This is a genomic window from Massilimicrobiota sp. mt181 (assembly GCF_055420065.1).
Map to the genome: position 1 here is coordinate 56,440 of NZ_JBVAYN010000014.1, position 20,280 is coordinate 76,719.

The 20,280-nt window shown below is 27.8% G+C and carries 22 protein-coding genes; 15 read left to right on the forward strand and 7 right to left on the reverse strand.

The window, feature by feature from the left end:
- Window positions 1-47 precede the first annotated feature (47 nt).
- From pepF to rpsT, 5 genes are all read right to left on the reverse strand, one after another.
- Complete coding sequence (gene pepF / locus ACZYT4_RS09185; RefSeq protein WP_463784916.1) at window positions 48-1,823, reverse strand: oligoendopeptidase F; 1,776 nt, start codon at window positions 1,821-1,823, stop codon at window positions 48-50.
- A 49-nt stretch (window positions 1,824-1,872) separates the two neighbouring features.
- On the reverse strand, window positions 1,873-2,091 hold the full coding sequence (locus tag ACZYT4_RS09190) for a helix-turn-helix transcriptional regulator (RefSeq protein WP_463784917.1): 219 nt from the start codon (window positions 2,089-2,091) through the stop codon (window positions 1,873-1,875).
- Window positions 2,092-2,094: 3 nt separating this feature from the next.
- Entirely contained in the window at window positions 2,095-2,412 is a 318-nt protein-coding gene (locus ACZYT4_RS09195) for a DUF6442 family protein (protein ID WP_463784921.1), read from the reverse strand.
- A 9-nt stretch (window positions 2,413-2,421) separates the two neighbouring features.
- Entirely contained in the window at window positions 2,422-2,739 is a 318-nt protein-coding gene (locus tag ACZYT4_RS09200) for a DUF6442 family protein (RefSeq protein WP_463784923.1), read from the reverse strand.
- Window positions 2,740-2,843: 104 nt separating this feature from the next.
- On the reverse strand, window positions 2,844-3,107 hold the full coding sequence (gene rpsT / locus ACZYT4_RS09205) for a 30S ribosomal protein S20 (RefSeq protein ID WP_463784925.1): 264 nt from the start codon (window positions 3,105-3,107) through the stop codon (window positions 2,844-2,846).
- Between the two features lie 124 nt (window positions 3,108-3,231).
- Here rpsT and gpr point away from each other — a divergent pair, with 124 nt between their 5' ends.
- The 3 genes from gpr to ACZYT4_RS09220 all read left to right on the forward strand — a co-directional run bounded on the left by gpr (window position 3,232) and on the right by ACZYT4_RS09220 (window position 5,275).
- Window positions 3,232-4,200 (forward strand): GPR endopeptidase, encoded by a 969-nt coding sequence (gene gpr / locus ACZYT4_RS09210; protein WP_463784928.1) that lies wholly within the window; start codon window positions 3,232-3,234, stop codon window positions 4,198-4,200.
- 86 nt (window positions 4,201-4,286) lie between these two features.
- Entirely contained in the window at window positions 4,287-4,997 is a 711-nt protein-coding gene (gene spoIIP / locus ACZYT4_RS09215; protein ID WP_463784933.1) for a stage II sporulation protein P, read from the forward strand.
- Window positions 4,994-5,275 carry a hypothetical protein gene (locus ACZYT4_RS09220; RefSeq protein ID WP_463784935.1) on the forward strand — a complete coding sequence of 94 codons (282 nt, stop codon included), beginning with the start codon at window positions 4,994-4,996 and terminating at the stop codon, window positions 5,273-5,275. The genes spoIIP and ACZYT4_RS09220 overlap by 4 nt, the downstream gene beginning before the upstream one ends.
- A gap of 44 nt (window positions 5,276-5,319) precedes the next feature.
- Here the strand turns inward: ACZYT4_RS09220 and ACZYT4_RS09225 are convergent, their stop codons facing one another.
- Window positions 5,320-6,930, reverse strand: coding sequence for a uridine kinase family protein (locus tag ACZYT4_RS09225; protein ID WP_463784937.1), 1,611 nt, complete (start codon window positions 6,928-6,930; stop codon window positions 5,320-5,322).
- A gap of 213 nt (window positions 6,931-7,143) precedes the next feature.
- Between ACZYT4_RS09225 and ACZYT4_RS09230 the strand changes: the two genes are divergently transcribed.
- Genes ACZYT4_RS09230 through ACZYT4_RS09285 form a run of 12 tightly spaced genes read left to right on the forward strand, consistent with a single transcriptional unit; the run spans window position 7,144 to window position 18,855 of the window.
- Window positions 7,144-7,746: a sugar transferase gene (locus ACZYT4_RS09230; protein WP_463784939.1), complete on the forward strand. Its 603-nt coding sequence runs from the start codon at window positions 7,144-7,146 to the stop codon at window positions 7,744-7,746.
- Window positions 7,747-8,829, forward strand: coding sequence for a glycosyltransferase family 4 protein (locus ACZYT4_RS09235; protein ID WP_463784941.1), 1,083 nt, complete (start codon window positions 7,747-7,749; stop codon window positions 8,827-8,829). It begins immediately after the preceding gene.
- On the forward strand, window positions 8,826-9,932 hold the full coding sequence (locus ACZYT4_RS09240; RefSeq protein ID WP_463784943.1) for an EpsG family protein: 1,107 nt from the start codon (window positions 8,826-8,828) through the stop codon (window positions 9,930-9,932). The genes ACZYT4_RS09235 and ACZYT4_RS09240 overlap by 4 nt, the downstream gene beginning before the upstream one ends.
- 15 nt (window positions 9,933-9,947) lie before the next feature.
- Entirely contained in the window at window positions 9,948-10,754 is an 807-nt protein-coding gene (locus ACZYT4_RS09245; RefSeq protein WP_463784945.1) for a glycosyltransferase, read from the forward strand.
- Window positions 10,751-11,971 carry a glycosyltransferase gene (locus ACZYT4_RS09250; RefSeq protein ID WP_463784947.1) on the forward strand — a complete coding sequence of 407 codons (1,221 nt, stop codon included), beginning with the start codon at window positions 10,751-10,753 and terminating at the stop codon, window positions 11,969-11,971. Before ACZYT4_RS09245 ends, ACZYT4_RS09250 begins: the two co-directional genes overlap by 4 nt.
- Window positions 11,964-13,055, forward strand: a complete 1,092-nt coding sequence (locus tag ACZYT4_RS09255; protein ID WP_463784949.1) for a glycosyltransferase — start codon at window positions 11,964-11,966, stop codon at window positions 13,053-13,055. Before ACZYT4_RS09250 ends, ACZYT4_RS09255 begins: the two co-directional genes overlap by 8 nt.
- Before the next feature lie 17 nt (window positions 13,056-13,072).
- A complete protein-coding gene (locus ACZYT4_RS09260) occupies window positions 13,073-14,086 on the forward strand; it encodes a glycosyltransferase family 2 protein (RefSeq protein WP_463784951.1) in 1,014 nt (337 codons plus the stop codon).
- 2 nt (window positions 14,087-14,088) lie between these two features.
- The gene (locus ACZYT4_RS09265; RefSeq protein WP_463784954.1) at window positions 14,089-15,066 is read left to right on the forward strand and encodes a glycosyltransferase family 2 protein; all 978 of its coding nucleotides are present in this window, start codon (window positions 14,089-14,091) and stop codon (window positions 15,064-15,066) included.
- A gap of 1 nt (window position 15,067) precedes the next feature.
- A complete protein-coding gene (locus tag ACZYT4_RS09270) occupies window positions 15,068-16,228 on the forward strand; it encodes a polysaccharide pyruvyl transferase family protein (protein ID WP_463784956.1) in 1,161 nt (386 codons plus the stop codon).
- Entirely contained in the window at window positions 16,221-17,210 is a 990-nt protein-coding gene (locus ACZYT4_RS09275; protein WP_463784958.1) for a glycosyltransferase family 2 protein, read from the forward strand. The genes ACZYT4_RS09270 and ACZYT4_RS09275 overlap by 8 nt, the downstream gene beginning before the upstream one ends.
- Before the next feature lies 1 nt (window position 17,211).
- Window positions 17,212-18,150 carry a glycosyltransferase family 2 protein gene (locus tag ACZYT4_RS09280; protein ID WP_463784961.1) on the forward strand — a complete coding sequence of 313 codons (939 nt, stop codon included), beginning with the start codon at window positions 17,212-17,214 and terminating at the stop codon, window positions 18,148-18,150.
- A gap of 39 nt (window positions 18,151-18,189) precedes the next feature.
- The gene (locus tag ACZYT4_RS09285; protein WP_463784963.1) at window positions 18,190-18,855 is read left to right on the forward strand and encodes an LbetaH domain-containing protein; all 666 of its coding nucleotides are present in this window, start codon (window positions 18,190-18,192) and stop codon (window positions 18,853-18,855) included.
- 1,124 nt (window positions 18,856-19,979) lie between these two features.
- Here the strand turns inward: ACZYT4_RS09285 and ACZYT4_RS09290 are convergent.
- Window positions 19,980-20,280: transposase (locus tag ACZYT4_RS09290; protein ID WP_463784964.1), on the reverse strand; the 301-nt coding region annotated here is incomplete at its 5' end.

Consider the following 20,280-nt stretch of genomic DNA (forward strand, 5'->3'; position numbering starts at 1 on the left):
GTCATGAAATATTCTTTGAAACAAAAAGCACTTCGTCTTGAAGTGCTTTAAATGTCTTTGATGATGTCTTCAAATTCATTTAAGATTGTTTCAAAATAATGGAAAGCATCATCATATAATTGATCTTCTAAAGGATTGACTAAAGCATCTTTTAAGAGGTCAACAGGATCTTTGCTGCCACCTGATTTTAAGAAGTTGAGATAAGCTTCTTTTTGTTTTGCATCACCTTTAAGTAATCGTGAAACAATGGCTAATGCAACAGTCATTCCTAGAGTGTATTTATAAACATAATAGTTATAGTAGAAATGTGGAATATAATAACAAGAATATCCAACATATTTATCCATAGTAATATCTGGACCATAATATTCAGCATTTTTTGTATAATAGAGATCTGTAATCATTTGTGATGACATTGGTTTTCCTTCTTGAGCCCATGTGTGTAAAATATGTTCAAAATCAGCATACATAGGTTGTCTAAAAATAAGACCAATACAATTTTCTAAAAGCTCATATAAGAAATAGGCTTTTTCCTTTTTGCTGGTAGCATGTTCTAACATGTAATTAATGAGTAATGTTTCATTTACTGTTGAAGCGACCTCAGCCACAAAGATACGATAATCACAATTCACTGGTGATTGATAATGACAAGATAAGTATGTGTGTGCACTATGTCCGAGTTCATGAATCATTGTAGAAAGTGAATTATAATCACCGATGAAGTTCATTAAAATATATGGATTTGTATCATAACATCCACTTGAATAAGCACCAATACGTTTACCAGCATGAGGATAATAATCAATCCATCTTTCATCTTTGGCTTTTTTGATAATATCAACATATTCATCACCAAAAATTTGTACAACATCTAAAATAATATCAAAACATTCTTCTATTGTATATTTTTTGGTTTGATATTTGACTAAAGGAATATTTAAATCATAATTATACATTGTATCAAGATTTAAAATCTTTTTCTTTAAAGCATTATAACGATGAAATAATGGTCGATATTGTTGATTGGCTTTTTCTAGAATTTTGAAGAATAAAGATGTTGGGACATTATCATCAAAAAGACTAGCTTCTAATGGTCCTTCAAAGTTTTTGACATCAGCATAGAAAGCATCTTTTTTCATAACTCCTGATAATGTTGCGGCATAAACATTTTCAAATTTCTTATATTCTTTAAAAAAGTTGTGATAGGCTTCTTTTCTGACTTGAGGATCTGTATTCTTTAAAAATTCAGTCAATGTTGCACTGTTTAAGAATTTTTCTTCTCCATTGATATGCACAGGATCATAATCTAATCTCAATGCATCAAAAACTTGTGAAGAGACATCAGCGATTGTAGATGTTTTAGAAATGAGTGTTTCTAGTTCTTGAGATAAGACATGTTTCTTTTGTCTTAAAACTTCCTGTAAACTATAACGATAATCTTTCAATCTCTCATCTTGAAGATATTGAGAAACTTGATCGCTATGATCAATCATCATCACAGTATAGAAATCTAATGATGCAGACACCTGATCATAGAATGAAAGAATTGCAGCATACATTGTCTGATATTCCTGATTATTTGGTTCAACATCACAATGTAAATGCGCAAAACAATGTAATTTTTGAATATAACGAGATAACATCGTTTCATCTTGATGAAATTTTAAGAATTGATCAACATTATCTAAAAAAGAATCTTTTTGTTGAAGCAAAGATGATAATAAATCTTTCGCTTTTTCTAAATCAGCATAGAATTCCTGATGATTAGCATAAATACGAGATAAATCCCATGTATCTTTTATTGCAATACTTTTACGTTCCATATATACCTCCTTTTGCATATATCCATGATAATCCTCTGACTTATGAAAGTCAAATAGATACATCAAAATAAAAGATCTCTTCAAATTTCTTATCTAATGCAATACATAAAATTAAGGCTAGCTTAGCCGTTGGATTAAATTGTCCATTTTCAATAGAGGAAATTGTTTGCCTTGATACACCTACCATATTAGCCAGTTCTATTTGTGAGAGGCCTTTTTCATTTCTAATTTCTTTTAAATGATTTTTCAGTATTAATTGATTGTTCATATATTAACCTATTAAAATCATCATATATCGATAACCATAAAATAAAAAGATAAAAAACCAGCATAAAGCTAAGACTATATAAAAACGTGATTTTTCAATGTATCCTTTCATGCCATAAGTTATCGAAGCCATAGGTAAAATAAGAATAAAAATAGTATAAAATACGGTTGGTGTATCTTGTAGCTCAATTGAAAAGAATATGAGAAAAATAGATAAGATGGTTGTTGCTATATAACCTTTTGTGAGTGCTTTTCTTTGATTGATTAATAATCTTTCATCTTTTTCTTTTTGATATATTGAAAGAATTTTTTCTTTGTTCATAAACATCACCTACCACATAAAAATCCATAAACGACTTATACTGTAAAAGAAAAGGCAAAGCAATAAAAGAGCGAGTATGAGATATCTATAGAAACGCATATAATAAAAGTAAGCAAAGCTGTAAACAATTAAAAAAGTTAATAATAATGTCGAGCTGGTCAAAAAGATCTCATCTGAAAACGGACTAAAAAATGAAAGAGTCATCATACATATGCATAAAAAGGTAAAAGTTCCCATAAGAAAAGGAATAGTTTTGAATATTAGAAAATGGTTATATTCCTGATGTTGTTGTTGACGACTTCTTTTTAAAATATCTTCTTTGTTCATTGTATCACCTCATGTCAAGTTTTCTTTACACTTTCATTATAGAATGATACAAAATATATGTCAAGAAAACTTGACATATAAGATAAATAAAAAACCCTATCTCATTAAGCGATAGAGTTTACTAATTTTGCTAATTTAGATTTTTGTCTGCTAGCATAGTTTTTATGATGAATTCCTTTGCTAACTGAAGCATCTAATTTAGATGCAGCTACGTTGTATGCAGCAACTGCAGCTTCTTTATTTCCAGCTTCAACTTCAGCTCTTACTTTTTTAATTGCTGTTTTTAAAGCACTTTTATAAGAATTGTTGATTAAACGTTTTTTGTCATCGTTTTTATAACGTTTGATTTGTTGTTTCATGTTTGCCATTGTATTTCACCTCGCTTCTTTTCTTTCGCCATGTTATTCTATCAAAAATAGATGATAAATGCAATGTTTTATTGATAAATGATTATATTTTTTTATTTTTGGTAATACTTATTATGGTGAGAATATGAGTAAATATTATACACGCAGTGACTTGGCTATTGAATCACTGAGCTATGCAACGAAAGATAAAGATTATAAGCATCAAAGAAAAGAAGATGGATTGGTCGCTATTGAAACATTTGATATTTTACAAACAAGTGAGTATTATCCCCATGAGGTTGGAAGATATATCGAAATCAGTTTTCCTGATTATCAGGAATTTGAGAAGATTTCTTATCATTTTCAAAAGCAACTTTCTTCATTGATTAAAGAAAAAACACAAAAGCTTGACCCTCAGATATTGATTATTGGACTAGGTAATCATACTCTCACAAGTGATGCGATAGGACCACGTACCGTCTTTCAAATTCGTGCAACTCATCATTATCCAATTGAAGAACGCCATCGTCATCAATATTATGATGTGATGTGTATTGCACCAGGAGTGATGGCTCATACAGGTATGGAAACAGCAGATCTTTTATTGGCTCTGGTTCAGGAATTTCAACCAGATTTGATTATTGCGATTGATGCATTATGTGCGCAAAGTTATGAAAAAATATGTCGTGTCATTCAGATGAATACAGTCGGTATTTATCCTGGTAGTGGTATAGGCAATCATCGAAAAAGTATCAGTGAATTGACAATGGGAGTTCCTGTTCTTGCTATTGGCGTACCAACTGTTATTCATGTTTCTAGTTTGGTGAGTGATGTTTATAATTTATTGGAGGGTTATTTTAAGGAGTCACTTGATCCTTCTTCGGCATTGAAGGTAGGAAAACGTAAACGTTATGAAGGAAAATTAAATGAGGTTCAAAGACGCTTGATTTTAGGAGAAATAGGTCAGTTAAGTGAACAGAAAAGAATACAATTATTAAATGAGGTTTTAAATCCTATTGAAAGTCAGTTTGTTATGAGTGATAAGCAGATAGATTTTGATATTGAAATGTTATCAAAGCTGTTATCATCGAGTATAAATAGTTTAACTTATTAAGAAATTCATTTGTGAATTTCTTTTTTAGTACTAAAACTGGCTTTTTTTGCATATATTTCATTGTATAGTTATAGGGGGAAGGTTCAATGAATAAAAATTTTAAAATTATATTGAAGATTGTGGTGGTCATTGTTATTTTATTTAATCTTCCTTTTCAAAATATTTATAGTGAAAGTGTTGAAAATGTTGTTTCTACGTTATCTACTGATCGTGTAAAGCAGCAATCTAATGGAAAATCTATCTATATCTATAACACCCATCAGGGTGAAGAATATGCCACCAAATCAGTCAAGGAAGGAAGTCGTTATTTGATGCAATTGTTGGAAAATAAGGGATATGAAGTGGATTATGAAACAACGGATTTTGAATTGTATAAGACAAAAAATCATATTGATTATGCGAAATCTTATACTGTTTCTCAAAAGTATTTATCACAGGCTGTTGAAAAACATGGGGAATATGATTTGGTGATTGATTTTCATAGGGATTCCATTAAAAAGAGTTTATCGACTATCAGTGTTGATTCTAAAAATTATGCAAAACTTATGTTTGTTGTGGGGAAGGGTAGTCGTAATTATAGTGCTGTGAATGAACGCTGTGAAAAGTTATCAGATATGTTAAATCAGAAAATTCCTAAAATTTGTCGAGGCGTTTATGTCAAACAGAGTCATTATAATCAAGGTGTGACAGATAATATGATGCTTATTGAAGTGGGAGCGAATCAAAACACATATGAAGAAGTTCAAAACTCATTAAATATTTTAGCTTTGGTATTAGATGAATATTTGAGTGCATGAAGCAATTTTGGATTGATCTATGCTTTGTTTTGCTTCTGATATGTGTTGTTAGTCTTTTCTTTGGTCAGAATCAAGTTTCTGAAACTTTATTTGAAAGACAGATTAATCAGTTTGAAGAAGATATTTCTTCACAAAAAGAAGTTCAATCTGCAATCACATTGCAGGACACCTCTGATAATCAGGTTGGAACTTTTATGAAGAGTGTCAGTCAGTTTTGTATTACCATTATAGAATTTATTGCGAAAATATTTTCTGATTTTGTGAGTTTGTTTATATAGTTAAAAACGTCGATAGAGTCTTAAAAACTTTATCGACGCTTTTTTTATTCAAAAATACTGTTTCCAACAAATTCAGCAAGAATGGAAACTTGTGGCACATCGACTTTGGCACTGACGAAATAATCAAGAAGCTTATTCAAACGATTGGCTTCAGTAAATTCTTTTTCATCAGGATGAATTTGTGATAATAATGCTTGTGCTATTGGTTTTAAAACAGATAATTCATAGACCATGGATGTATTAAAAATATAGTTGGCTTCTTCCTGATAAGGATAGATATACTGATCTTCACCAGCTTTGACATTTTTCCAGCGATGAATCGTTTCTTTAGCATCTAAGTTACGAAATTGATAATCACGGACAATGCGTCGTATCAGACGATAATCAGAGGTAGGAATACGATTATGATTGTCATAATTGAGATGTGTTAAAGCATTGATATAGATTTTAATTTTAGCTTCTTTAGGAATATAGAATGATGTACGAGGATTTAAACCATGAATGCCTTCAATAATCAAAATATGATCGTCTCCTAAAAGAGTTGGTTGTGTATCATAGCTTCTTTGACCAGTTTTAAAGTTATAATGTGGTAAACAGACCGATTCATGGTGAATCAGCTGTAACATTGTTTCATTGAAGAGTTTTAAATCTACGGCTTCGATGTTTTCGAAATCGTAGCTTCCATCAGGTAATTTTGGTGTATCAATACGATTAAGATAAAAGTCATCCATAGAAATTGTGATAGGTTTCATACCTAAGATTTGAAGATGAATAGCAAGACGTTTTGAAAATGTTGTTTTTCCGGCTGAACTAGGACCAGAAACGAGAATCATTTTAACATGGTCTTTTTGTTGGACAATTTGACTAGCTAATTCAGCTAATTTCTTTTCAATCATCGCTTCAGACATCAACATTAGTTCTTTGATTTGACCATTGACAATTTTTTCATTGAGCTTTGCGACAGTAGGGACACCAATCAATTCACCCCATTCTTCATATTCTTTCATAGTTTGAAAGAGTTTGAAATGTTGAAAAATGACATCTTCCTGTCCTAATCTAATACCGGGCGCAAAAAACTGCAAAGAGATATGTTTGAGATAGGAAGTATCTGGAAGCATAAATCCATAGAAGTAATCATAAATTCCTTCCATTTGATAAATACTACATTCTTCTTTTTCACGATAACGTAATAAGTCAGCTTTATCTTCAAGATGATGTTGTTGAAAAAAGTTTATTGCTTGACTTTTAGATAGCTGATGACGTGTAATGATGCATTTGGCTTGTACCAGCTCTTCCATACGCTGTTTAATTTGAGAGGTATCCTGAGGTGTTAGATAATCATCTTTTTGGATAGTACAGTATAGTCCTTCCTGAAAAGCAAATTCCACACGAATACGTGCATCAGGAAACAGCTGCTTTGTCGCAACAATAAACAGAAAAGTTAATGTACGTTCATAGATTTGTTTGCCAATCATGCTATTGGCTTTTATCCACTCTATTGAGACATCGTCATGAATTTCATGATGAAGTTCATAGAGTTTCCCATTGATAATAGCTGCATAAATGTCCTGATCTGGAAAATATGTTTGAGCAATTTTTTCTAGAGTAGTTGGTTTTTGGATATCAATGATATCTTTATTAATTGTAATTTTCATATGACCACATCCTTATATATATTATATAGTTTTTGATATAAAAAGAAAAAGGTAAGTTATTTCATTGAAAAATATTGAATATATGATTTATATTGAATAATGAGACAGATAGGTATAAAATGCTAAATGAAATATTTGGAATGAGTTTCATGAATTTACTCTTTATAATCATATAAAATTCGATTATAATAGGGAACTATAAGGGGAGTTTTTATGTATAACAAAAGAATAAAAAGAATTATAGATTTGATATTAAGTTTGATTATATTTATTGTTTTATTACCTATTTTTTTAATCATTATGCTTATTATTAAGATAGATTCTAAGGGACCGGTATTTTTTAAACAAAAGAGAGTGGGGAAAGGAAAATCTTATTTTGAAATACTCAAGTTTAGAACAATGTATATTGATACACCAAAAGATATGCCTACTCATCTCTTAGAAAATCCAGAAGCATTTATTACGAAAGTAGGAAAGTTTTTAAGAAAAACAAGTTTAGATGAGTTACCTCAATTGATCAATATTATTAAAGGTGATATGTCTTTTATTGGCCCTAGACCAGCTTTATGGAATCAATATGATCTTATTGAGGAAAGAGATAAATATCATGCGAATGATATTCGTCCAGGAATGAGTGGCTGGGCTCAAATCAATGGTAGAGATGAGCTTGAGATTCCTGTAAAAGCAAAGCTTGATGGTTACTATTGTGAACATTTAAGTTTTCTATTTGATGTGAGATGTTTCTTTGGAACTTTTATTTCTGTCTTACATCAAGATGGTGTTGTAGAAGGTGGAACAGGAAGTATGGGTGATTAGATGAAAAAGATTTTAATTATAACTAATCATTCATATATGCTTTATCAATTTAGAAAAGAATTAATTCAAAGATTACTGAAAGAACATGAGGTTGTTCTTGTGATGCCTTTTGTTGGACATGTTGAGGATTTTAAACAGATGGGGTGTCGTTGTATTTCTATGGATGTTGATCGTAGAGGTATGAACCCAATAACGGATTTAAAGTTGTATAAAGCATATTATGCAATTTTAAAAAAAGAACATCCTAATTTAGTGATTACATATTCTATAAAGCCAAATATATATGGAGGAATGGCTTGTCAGAAATTGAAGATTCCCTATTGTGTGAATGTACAAGGGTTAGGGACAGCCTTTGAAAATAAGAAATTAGCTTGGTTTGTTTCTATGCTTTATCGATATGCATTAAAAAGAGCTAAAGTTGTTTTTTTTGAAAATCATGGAAATGCAAATGTCTTTTTAAAAAGAAAGATTATTCATGAAGATAAGATATGTGTTTTAAATGGAGCTGGTGTCAATTTAGAACAATACACTTATCAGGAATATCCAAAAGATTTATCTATACATTTTATATTTATAGGAAGAATTATGAAAGAAAAAGGTATTGATGAAATTTTGGAAACAGCTAGAAAAATGAAAGAAAAATATCAAAATAAAGTTGTTTTTGATTTGGTTGGATTCTTTGAAGATGAGTATAAAGATATTGTTGAACAAATGAATAAAGAAGGAATTATAGTGTATCATGGTTTTCAACAAGATGTGAAACCCTTTTTAAAAGAAGCTCATTGTTTGTTGTTGCCATCTTATCATGAAGGAATGGCAAATACGATTTTAGAAGCTTCGTCAATGGGAAGACCAGTAATTGTATCAAATATACCAGGATGTCAAGAAGGTGTGATTGATCAAGAAAGTGGTTATCTTGTGAAAGTTAAAGATAGTCAAGATTTATATGAAAAAGTAGAAAAATTTTATTGCTTGTCATATGAAAAGAAAAGACAAATGGGAATGAGTGCTAGGAAGTTAATGGAAGAAAAATTTGATAAGAAAAAAGTTGTAAAAATCACCTATAAGGAGCTGATGTCATGAGTCAATTGATTATTATATTAGCCATTGTGACAGGATTGTCGTATATGTCTCAAAGATATTCTATGAATACTGGAAAAAAAGGATGGGATATTTATTTAATTATATTATTGATTTTTTTAATTCTTTTTGCAGGATTGAGAACAAGTTATAATGATACTTTGAATTATTCAGTTGGCTTTCAGAATTCCGAAACAATATCAGCCTTTTTATCAAATAGAGAAAACTTAGAACTTCTCAATAATCCATTGTTTTATGGATTCCAAGCTCTAGTCAAAACATTTACAAATAATGTTAATGTATTTTTTATGATTTGTGCCATTATTGTTAATGTTTTAAATGTTCGTTTTATCAAAAAACATGTTGATATTCAAGATTTTGCATTTTGTATGTTTCTCTATGTTTCTCTTGGAACATTGATGTTATCTATTGCAGCACAAAAACAGACATTAGCTATGTCTTTATTAACTTTGGCTATTTCCGCATTAATAGATAAAAAATATGTGAAATATTATATTATTGTTTTTTTAGTTGGATTAATACATTCCTATGCATTTCTCTTTTTATTTTTACCATTACTATTAACAAAACCTTGGAGTATAAGAACTTTTATATTATTAGGTATGACTATATTTGTTATGAATACTTTTCAAAGTACGATTTCTACATTTGTAGAAGTAGCAGATCAAGCTGGGAAAAATATTCCTATGGAAGAAGTTTTTGATGGAAATAGAATGAATATCTTTAGGGTTGCTGTTTATTCTGTTGTTCCTATAACGGCTTTATTATTCAAACAAAGAATTAATCAAGGCATCGATAGACAGTATAGTCTATTTATACAAATGAATATCGTTTGTCTTTTGTTTATGATGATGGGAATGATGGATGGAGCAAATATGTTTGGTAGAGCAGGGAATTATTTTGAAATTGGGATGATTTGTTCATTACCTTGGATAGTTAGACAATTGTTCACAAGACAATCAGTCACTATTGTTTTAACAACAACAGTTTTATGTTTTAGTTGCTTCTACCTCTATGATAATAATGGTTTTGAATATAACTATTCTAGAAAAGGAATTAGAGAATTTATAAGTGAAGTTATTTGATAAGGGGAATTGATAATGAAAGTTTCAATTATTATGGGGATTTATAATTGTGAAAATACTTTAGATGAATCGTTACAATCAATATTTAATCAAACTTTCCAAAATTGGGAATTTATCATTTGTAATGATGGTTCAACAGATAATAGTTATAGTATTGTTGAGAAATATGCAAAAAATGATAAGAGAATAAAACTTATTCAAAATGAGAAAAATATGGGATTGAATTATACTCTTAATCATTGTTTGAAATACGCTCAAGGTGAATATATTGCACGAATGGATGGCGATGATATTTCACTGCCAACAAGATTGCAAAAAGAAGTAGAGTTTTTAGATTCTCATCCAGACTATAGCATTGTCAGTACACCTATGATTTATTTTGATGAAAGAGGAGAATTTGCAATTGGAAAGAGTATAAAGATTCCGACCAAATATGATGCTATTAAAGGGACGCCTTTTTGTCATGCACCTTGTATGGTGAGAAAGAGAGCATATGATGCAGTAAAAGGTTATTCGATAGATAAGAAAACCTTAAGAGTGGAAGATTATGATTTATGGATTAGGATGATGTCTCTAGGATTTAAAGGTTATAACTTATCTGAACCATTATATAAAATGCGTGATGATCGAGGTGCGTATTCTAGAAGAAAATATAAATATAGAATAAATGAGGCTTATGTAAAATATAAAGCGATAAAACTTTTAAAATTACCTTTAAAATATTCTGTTTTTATTTTAAGACCATTAATCGTTGGATGTATACCTAGCTTTTTATATAAAAAGCTACATTCAAAAAAAATACAGGGAGGGATCAATATTTGAAAACTTCAAGAAAGAAAATATTAATTATCTCTCATGCATTAGAGATAGGTGGAGCTGAAAGAGCACTTATAGGATTATTGAATAGTTTTGACTATTCTCAATATCAAGTTGATTTATTCTTGTGTAGACAAGAAGGAGAATTATATTCATATATTCCTAAAGAAGTTAATATCTTACCTATGAATCAAGCAAGATACTTAGCTGTACCTATGATTAATCTTTTAAAAGATAAACAATGGAAAATGTTATATGGTAGATTAAAAGCTAAATGGTTGGCTAGAAAAACAGTAAAAGATCAACAATTAAAAGATGACAATCAAGTTGAATTAACTTATAGTCATAAGTATACATATAAATATTTAGATTTTATAAATCCTGATGTCGAATATGATTTTGCTATTAGCTTTTTAACTCCACATTATATATGTATGACTAAATGTAGAGCTAAAAAGAAAATGGCATGGATACATACTGATTATTCAACTATTGATATAGATGTTGAAACTGAACTTAATATGTGGAAAGTATATGATTATATTGCATCAATTTCAGATAAATGTACAGAAGCTTTTTTATCAAAGCTACCTTCATTAGAAAATAAGATTATAAGAATAGATAATATCATTACAAAAGATATGATTATTGATCAATCTTGTGAATTCATTCCTGAAGATATAACAAGACAAAATAATGAGTATATTTTATGTTCTATTGGTAGATTTTGTAATCAAAAAAATTTTGACAATGTTCCTCATATTTGTAAAAAAATATTAGATAAGGGAATAAAAGTTAAATGGTATCTTATAGGTTTTGGTGGAGATGAAGAGTTAATTAGAAATAAAATAAAAGAAGATCATATGGAAAAATATGTGTTTGTTTTAGGGAAAAAAATAAATCCATATCCATATATTAAAGCTTGTGATTTCTATGTTCAGCCATCACGTTATGAAGGTAAAGCAGTTACTGTAAGAGAAGCACAGATACTATGTAAACCTGTTATCATTACTGATTTTCCTACAGCTAAAAGTCAATTAAAAGATGGTTATGATGGGGTTATAGTTCCAATGGATAATAAAGGGTGTGCTGAAGGAATAGTTAATTTTATTAATAATAAAGAATTACAAAAAAAGATTATTGATAATCTAAAACGAAATGATTATAGTAATGCTGATGAAATTAAAAAAATTTATGATTTAATAGGTGATGACGATGAATAAGATAAAAGTGATTCATTGTTTGGGACAACTTAATACTGGTGGTGCAGAGACGTTAGTCCTTAATGTATTTAGAAAAATAAATAAGGATAAATTTCAATTCGATTTTTTATTATTTAACAATGAGCCTGGTTTTTATGATAATGAAGTTAAACAATTGGGTGGAGAAATTTATTATTTACCAAGTATATCTAATGTAGGAATAATACGTTATATAAGAAAAATGATTAATTTTTTTAAGGAATATCAACCGGATATAGTTCATTCTCATATGGATTGGCAAGGTGGATTTATTGCATATGCTGCACATAAGGCTGGAATTAAAAAAATTATTGTGCATTCACATGCTAATCAAAAAATGTTTGAAGTAAATTTTATTTATAAATTAATGATAAAAATAAATAAACGATTGATAAAAAAATATGCTAACTATTGTTTGGCCTGTTCAAAAATTGCTGGTGATTCATTATTCAACAAGGGATATGAAATCATTACTAATGGAATTGACTTAGAGAAATTTATTAATATTAATTTAAAGAAAATGAATGATTTAAAAATTGAGTTTGGTATTAAACCGAATGATATAGTTTTAGGAACAGTTGGTAGTTTATCAGAAAATAAAAATCAGATATTCCTTATAGAAATTCTTTCTGAATTAGTTAAAATTAATGAAAACTATAAACTGATTATTGTAGGCGAAGGTAAAGAAATGAAGAAATTAGAAAGTAGAGTTTTACAATTGAATCTTAATGGAAATGTATATTTTACAGGAAGAAGAAGTGAGATACCTGAAATTATGCATCTATTTGATATATTTCTACTTCCATCAAAAATGGAAGGGCTAGGGATAGTTGTAATAGAAGCACAAGCATGTGGTTTGAAATGTATAGTTTCAGATACAATTCCTAAAGCAGTAGTGATTAATAAAAATTTAATAGAATTTTTGCCATTAATTCAGGAAAATTGGATAGAATGTATAAAAAATATTAAATCTTACCAAATCAGTATAAAAGATAATGAACTAAAAAATAGTGAATTTAACATTTTGAAAACATGTGAGAATTTAGAAAGAATATATACTTCTTAGAAAGGATTAAGTTTGCTATGGAAAATCCAATAATTAGTGTTATTGTACCAGTTTATAATGTAGAAAAATATATTAATAGATGTATAAAAAGTTTAATTAATCAAACATTAAGAGATATAGAAATTATTCTTGTGGACGATGGGTCACTTGATGCATGTCCCCATATATGTGATCAATGGGCAACTATAGATCAAAGAATAAAAGTTATTCATAAAGAAAATGGCGGATTAAGTAGCGCAAGAAATGCAGGTTTGAGGATAGCACAAGGTGATTATATAGGATTTGTTGATTCTGATGATGATGTCGAGTTAGATATGTATGAAAGAATGTATGCTCAAGCAAAAAAATATAATGTTGATTTTGTTATGTGTGATTATCAAAGAATTGTCAATGATAAAGAACGATATATAAAAACATTAGATATTGATGAGGGATACTATTCTAAGGAAAAAATCATTCACAATATTTATCATCAATTAATTATGAAATCTTCTATTGAATATGGGCCATTATTATCAGTATGGCATTGTTTATATCGAATGGATTTTCTTCGTATTCATTATTTAGAATTTGATGAAGAAGTTAGATGGTCGGAGGATAATATTTTTAGCGCTTTTGTTGGATATTATGCTCAAAGTTTTTATTATATGAAAAATGAGGCACTATATCATTATTATCAAAATGATGGCTCAATAACTACAAGTTATAGAAAAGGTTCTTGGAATGTTTATAAAACTATGAATATTCATTTACATCAATTTTTTGATTCTATTGTTGATTATGACTTTTCTCAACAATTAAATTATCATCTTATTTATTATGCATGTAATTGTTTAAATCAGACTGGGTTAATGAATGAGTTTAAGAAAACAAAAAAAGAAATATCTGCATTATTATCAGACTATGAATTAAATAGAACACTTCATATTGTTAAAGATCTTTCAGTTAGCTATAAGTTAAGGTTTCAAATATGGTTAATGAAACATAAAATGAGTCTATTATTATCTATACTTGTAAGAAGGAGATGTTAGTCATGCCATTAGTTTCCATAATTATGCCTGTTTACAATAAAGAGAAATATATAAAAAGATCAATACAATCAATACTTAATCAAACTTTTACAGATTTTGAATTAATTATTGTTAATGATGGTTCGACAGATCATTCATTAGAAATTTGTGAATCATTTCATGATTCACGAATAATTATTATTTCTGTTACTAATGGTGGTGTTTCTAAGGCTAGAAATATAGGATTAGATAATGCAAAAGGAGAATATATCACTTTTATTGATTCTGATGATTATGTTGATTATCTTTATTTAGAAAAGTTATATGTTAAAGATGAAGATATGATTATAGGTGGTCTTACAAAAGTCAATACACAATATCAGAAAATAGAAACTCTTTTACCACAATTATCTGGTAGTGTATTTATAAAAGATTTAGCTCATACTTTTTATCAAGAACAAATAGATACAGGTATTTATGGATTTATTGCATCTAAGATTGTTAGAAGAAAAATTATTGAAGATAATCATATACGCTTTGACACAAAAATTAAGTTGGCGGAAGATTATGATTTCTTTTTAAAAATATATTCTCAAATCGATAGTTTGTTTTTTACAAGTGAGTGTTTATATTACTATGTTCAAGAAACAAATAATTCTGCAATATCTATGGAAGATGATCAGATTGATTTTATTAAACAAATAAAATTACAAGAAAAGACTAAGAATTTTCTTGTTTCCAATGATGCGTTTAAAGAAAAAGAAAAGAATCTGTATTTACATAGAATTAATGGATATGTATATACTATTTTAATTCAAGACAAATATAGGCATTATATGGATTTTAAACAAATATTTAATATATTAAAAAAAAATGTCCATGTTGTTGATAAAAAAGAAAAGGGACTAATGAAAATATGTTTATGGTTATATCAAAGATATATGATTGTGCCATGTTATTTATTGATAAGTTTTAAAAGAATGATAAGGAGGATCTTGTAATATGAAATCTGTTATATATGCACATGGAGGAAGTCAAAATCATGGATGTGAAGCAATTGTACGTTCTACATTAAAATTGTTAAACCAACAAGAAAAACCGATATTATTATCAAATAATATGAGTGAAGATCAACTTTATGGTCTAGATAAAATTGTTCATATACAACAAGCTATTCATGATATTAATAAGAAGTCTTTTGATTTTTTTAAAGCATATGTTAATCAAAAAATAACTGGTAAGTATTATCAGATGGATTCATTATTATATAAAAGATCGATAGATTTCTTGGAACACAGAGATGTTGCCTTCTTTGTTGGTGGTGATAATTATTGCTATTCTAATGTTAAGAATTATCGTTATATCAATAATTATATGCGAAAAAAAGTCGATAAAATGGTTTTATGGGGAGCATCAGTAGAACCAAGTCTTTTAGAGGATAAAGAAATAGCTGGAGATTTATCTCACTTTGATCAGATATTTGCAAGAGAAAGTATTTCTTATCATGCTTTAAAGAAAATTAATAAAAATACTTATTTATATCCTGATCCAGCATTTTATTTAGATATTGAAAAGATAGAATTATCAAAAGATTTTGAAATCCGTAATACAATAGGAATCAACATAAGTCCGATGATCATTGAGCATGAAAGTTATGCAGGTCAAGCTCTTAAAAATTATGAATATTTAATTCAATATTTATTAAATAATACTTCATATAAGATTGCATTAATTCCCCATGTTGTATGGGAAAGTAATGATGATAGAAAACCATTGCAATTATTATTTAATAAGTATAAAGATTCAAAAAGAGTTATACTTGTAGATGATCATAATTGTATGCAACAAAAATATATTATAAGCCAATGTAGATTTTTTGTCGGAGCAAGAACACATTCAACAATAGCGGCTTATTCTACATGTGTACCAACATTAGTCGTTGGTTATTCTGTAAAAGCTAGAGGAATAGCCAGAGATTTATTTGGAGATGAAAATAACTATATTATTCCTGTGCAAGAATTAAAGCAAGAAGATGACTTATTAAAGAAATTTCAATGGGTTATGGAACATGAAGAAGATATAACACAACAACTTCAAATAAAGAAAAAAGAATATACGAGTATTCAAAAAAAATATGCGAGGGAGTTGTATATAAATGACTAATGAATTAATTACTGTTATTATTCCTTGTTATAATGTAGAAAAATATTTGTCTGAGTGTATTGATTCTATCTTAAATCAAACTTATCCTTGTTTAGAAATTTTGCTTATAAATGATGGGTCAACAGATGGTACAGGTAGTATTTGTGATAAATACAAACAAAAAGATAGTCGTATTCGAGTTATCCATCAATCAAATAAAGGAATTGCCACAACAAGAAATATAGGGGTAAAGGGAGCTACTGGTAAATATATTTTTTGGATAGATAGTGATGATTATGTTTGTTCCTATATTATTGAAAAACTTTATAAATTATTAATTGATTATTCAGCTGATATGTCAATATGTAATTATATTGAAGGATCTTGTAGAAATTATAATTTTCAAAAAAAAGATTCAATTATCGAATGTTTTGAGACAAGACAAGGATTAAATTATATTTATAAAAATAATCATTATTCTTTTATTATGGCAGCTTCATGGGCAAAATTAATAAAAAAATCATGTTATGATTCTTTAAGGTACCCCGATGGTAAAATTTTTGAAGATATATATATAAGTCATCACTTAATTCATAATTGTCAACGAATTGTTTATACAGATGAAATTATGTATTATTATTATAAGTGGCCAGAAAGTATTTTAGGCAAAAAAATATATAAAGCTAAATTAGATTATTTAGGTGCTTTTGAAGAAAGAATACACTTTTTTGAATCATTGGGTTATGATGAACTTAAAGAGAAAGCAAGAATACAGTATTTACATGCGTTAATATGGGAATTTTCGAGAGCTAAAGATATTTTACATGACTCTGAAATGGTAAAGACTATTGTGAAACAGTATCGAAAATATTATACTTTGGGTACTATGAATCAAGAAATAAAGAATGAGACGAGAGGATATATGTTTACTTTTTATGTTTCACCTTATTTAAGAGATTTTATAGATAAAGTAAAATGTAAATTAAGTAGGAAAGGAAATTAGTATGAAAGCTCCTTTAGTTAGTATTATTACACCTTGTTTTAATGGTGAAAATTATCTTGATAGATATTTTGAATCTATATTAAATCAAACATATCCAAATATTGAATTGATATTTGTTAATGATGGCTCAACAGATAAAACAGAAGAAATTGCATTATCTTATCAACAGAAACTTGAAGATAGAAATATAAAATTTATATATATATATCAGAAAAATGCAGGGCAAGCTGCTGCTTTAAATAAAGGATTAAAGATATTTAATGGTGATTATTTAACCTGGCCTGATTCTGATGATACCATGACACCGGATTGTATAGAAAAAAAAGTGAAGTTTTTGCAAGAACATCCACAATATAAATTTTGTGTATGTAACGTAAATGCTATCAATGAAACAGATAATCAATTATTATTTATTTATGAAAATAAAAGGATAGATGATACTTTTTTTGAAGATTTATTGTATGTTAGAAATGTTTTTTTTACACCAGTTGCATATATGGTGGAATCTAAAGCATTATTACAGGTAATTCATAAAAGAAATATTTATACTGGAAGAGGCGGACAAAATGCACAGATTTTATTACCTATGTCATATAATTATCGATGCGGTTATATAGATGAAGTATTATGCAATTATTATGTTAGAGGAAATAGTCATTCACATTCTATAAATGATTCTTTAAAAGTGATATATCAAATAGAATTATATGAAAAGATTCTTTTGGAAACATTAAAACGTATTAATGATGACGTGTTTAATAAATATCAGCAGTCTATAAGGTGTTTTTATGGTAAACAAAAATTTGGAAACGCTATCGATTCTAAAAATAAAAAATTAATAAAAAAATATTATATGCAATTAAGAGAAAATTGTAAATTTGAAATTCGTTCTTGGTTATTATATAAGAAATATACATTTTTTGGTAGAAATTTATTTTAACAATTTATTAATTAGGAAGAAAAAAACAGGAGTAGGAATATGATAAAAAAATTAATGAGTAAGATAAACTTGTTACAAAAAGTTTCTTTAATTCAATATATATATTTAAATTTTTTTTCTAAAAATATTATAAGACATGGAAGGGGAAAGATATTACCTTATAAATACGCCTGCATTGAACTTAATAAAAAAAGTGAATTACATATTTACGATGAAAGTATTGAAATTGGAAATGGGAAAATAAAAGGATCAAAAGCAGAAACATATTTAAGATTAAGAGAAAATGCTAAATGGTATGCACATGAATCTTGTGTTATAGCCTATGGCTGTACAATTGAAATATTAAATAATGCTATAGTTGAATCAAAATATTTTACTATGAATGTAAATTCGACTTTGATATCTAAAAAACATATTTCGATAGGACACAATGTAATGATTGGTAGAAATGTTATTATTTATGATAGTGATTTTCATAGTATATATTCGAATAATGGTAAGATTATCAATGAGGATAGTGATGTTATTATCGATGATGATGTTTGGATAGCTACAAATTGTTTGATTTTAAAAGGTGTAAAAATTGAAAAAGGTGCAGTTATTGCGGCGGATACAATGATTATCCATCACGTGTTTGAGAAAGAGCTAGTTATAACAAAAAAAGAGAATATTAAACTATATGCAAATATAGAATGGAATAGATAGTATATAAACTAGATTTTAATAATAAAATATGTTTAAAAAACATAAAAATGTTTTTTTATAGTAAAGTCTCGTAATTAAAGTATAAAACAACAACTAGCATGAATTGAATAAATAAGTATTAAAATTAATAATTATGTTGATTATACAATTTAGAAGTAGGGTGCTAATTGTTAATTTTATTATTTTGAATTATGATACTAGTACAGAAAAGATTTTTAGTGGATATTAATGTTGTGATATAGGAAGTTGTATCAGGAATTTCTAAATATGTATAATAAATAAGCTTTTTGTTAGCAAATTAAGTAGATAATTATATATATTATGAAAGTATAGAAAAATGAGAAGGTACAAAAGATAAAATATAAACATTTAAGATATAAAGATATGTATTTTAAAGAATTTGTTGAAAAAATAGGTATGATTGATGTGAAGCAATTAGAATAGATTCTACAAAAGAATAATTTAAATTTAATGTTAATAATCGAATTACTTATGACCATATATAGATTTTTATTTGAATATTAATAGTTAATATAACATAATATTATATTATTGTGTTTTTCATCTTGTAAACTTATATTTCTTAAAAATAGGAGTATTTACTTTATTAAAAGTATTTTGTTTTTTATAGATAAGTTTTCATTAATTACTTTATAGAGATTAGGATTGAAAAATTTGATATTATCTATTTTTTATTAAATATCTTTCTGTATAAAGATAAATATGACAAATATATTTTTTTCAATAAGAGAATGCAAATACTGTGCAATAAAGATTATAAAAGCAATAAAATTATAATAATCTTTTATGATTTTTTTAAAATCATAGAAATTGATTGTAGCATATTTTTAACATAAAAATAATCCAAATCATTTTACAAAATTGAAATAATGGTGTAAATAGTTTTAAAAATTTTAGAGTCAAAGTGAAAAATTAATAATTATAGGAGCTAACTATATAAAAATCAAGTCATTTGATGAAAAAGTTTGAAAATGTTAAATGATTTGATTATGGTAGCTAATCAATATGTAAGATCTTTGAAATGTGAATATGATTTGTGTTTTTGGGCATGACGAAAACAGCCTATGGAATAGACTTTTTGTGAATACGGTTTCATTTTCTTTCTATCTCAGTAATGATGCATCAAACTGCTGATTTGTCGTTACCAGATGATAGATGACTCTCAGCAGCTTCCTGATGCAATGTCCTTGCGCACAGCGATGGCTTTTTCCCTGTGAGCGTTTAAGGTCATAGTAATCCCTGAAGACCTTGTTGAACCTGATGACTGGCACAATGACCTGATATAACGTCTTTCTTAAATAGCTCGATCCCTGCTTGGTTATGGCACTATGCTTGGCTTCGTACTGACTTGATTCATAGTGAAATGGGGCGACACCCGCTGCCTTTATTATCTTTGAAGGCTTG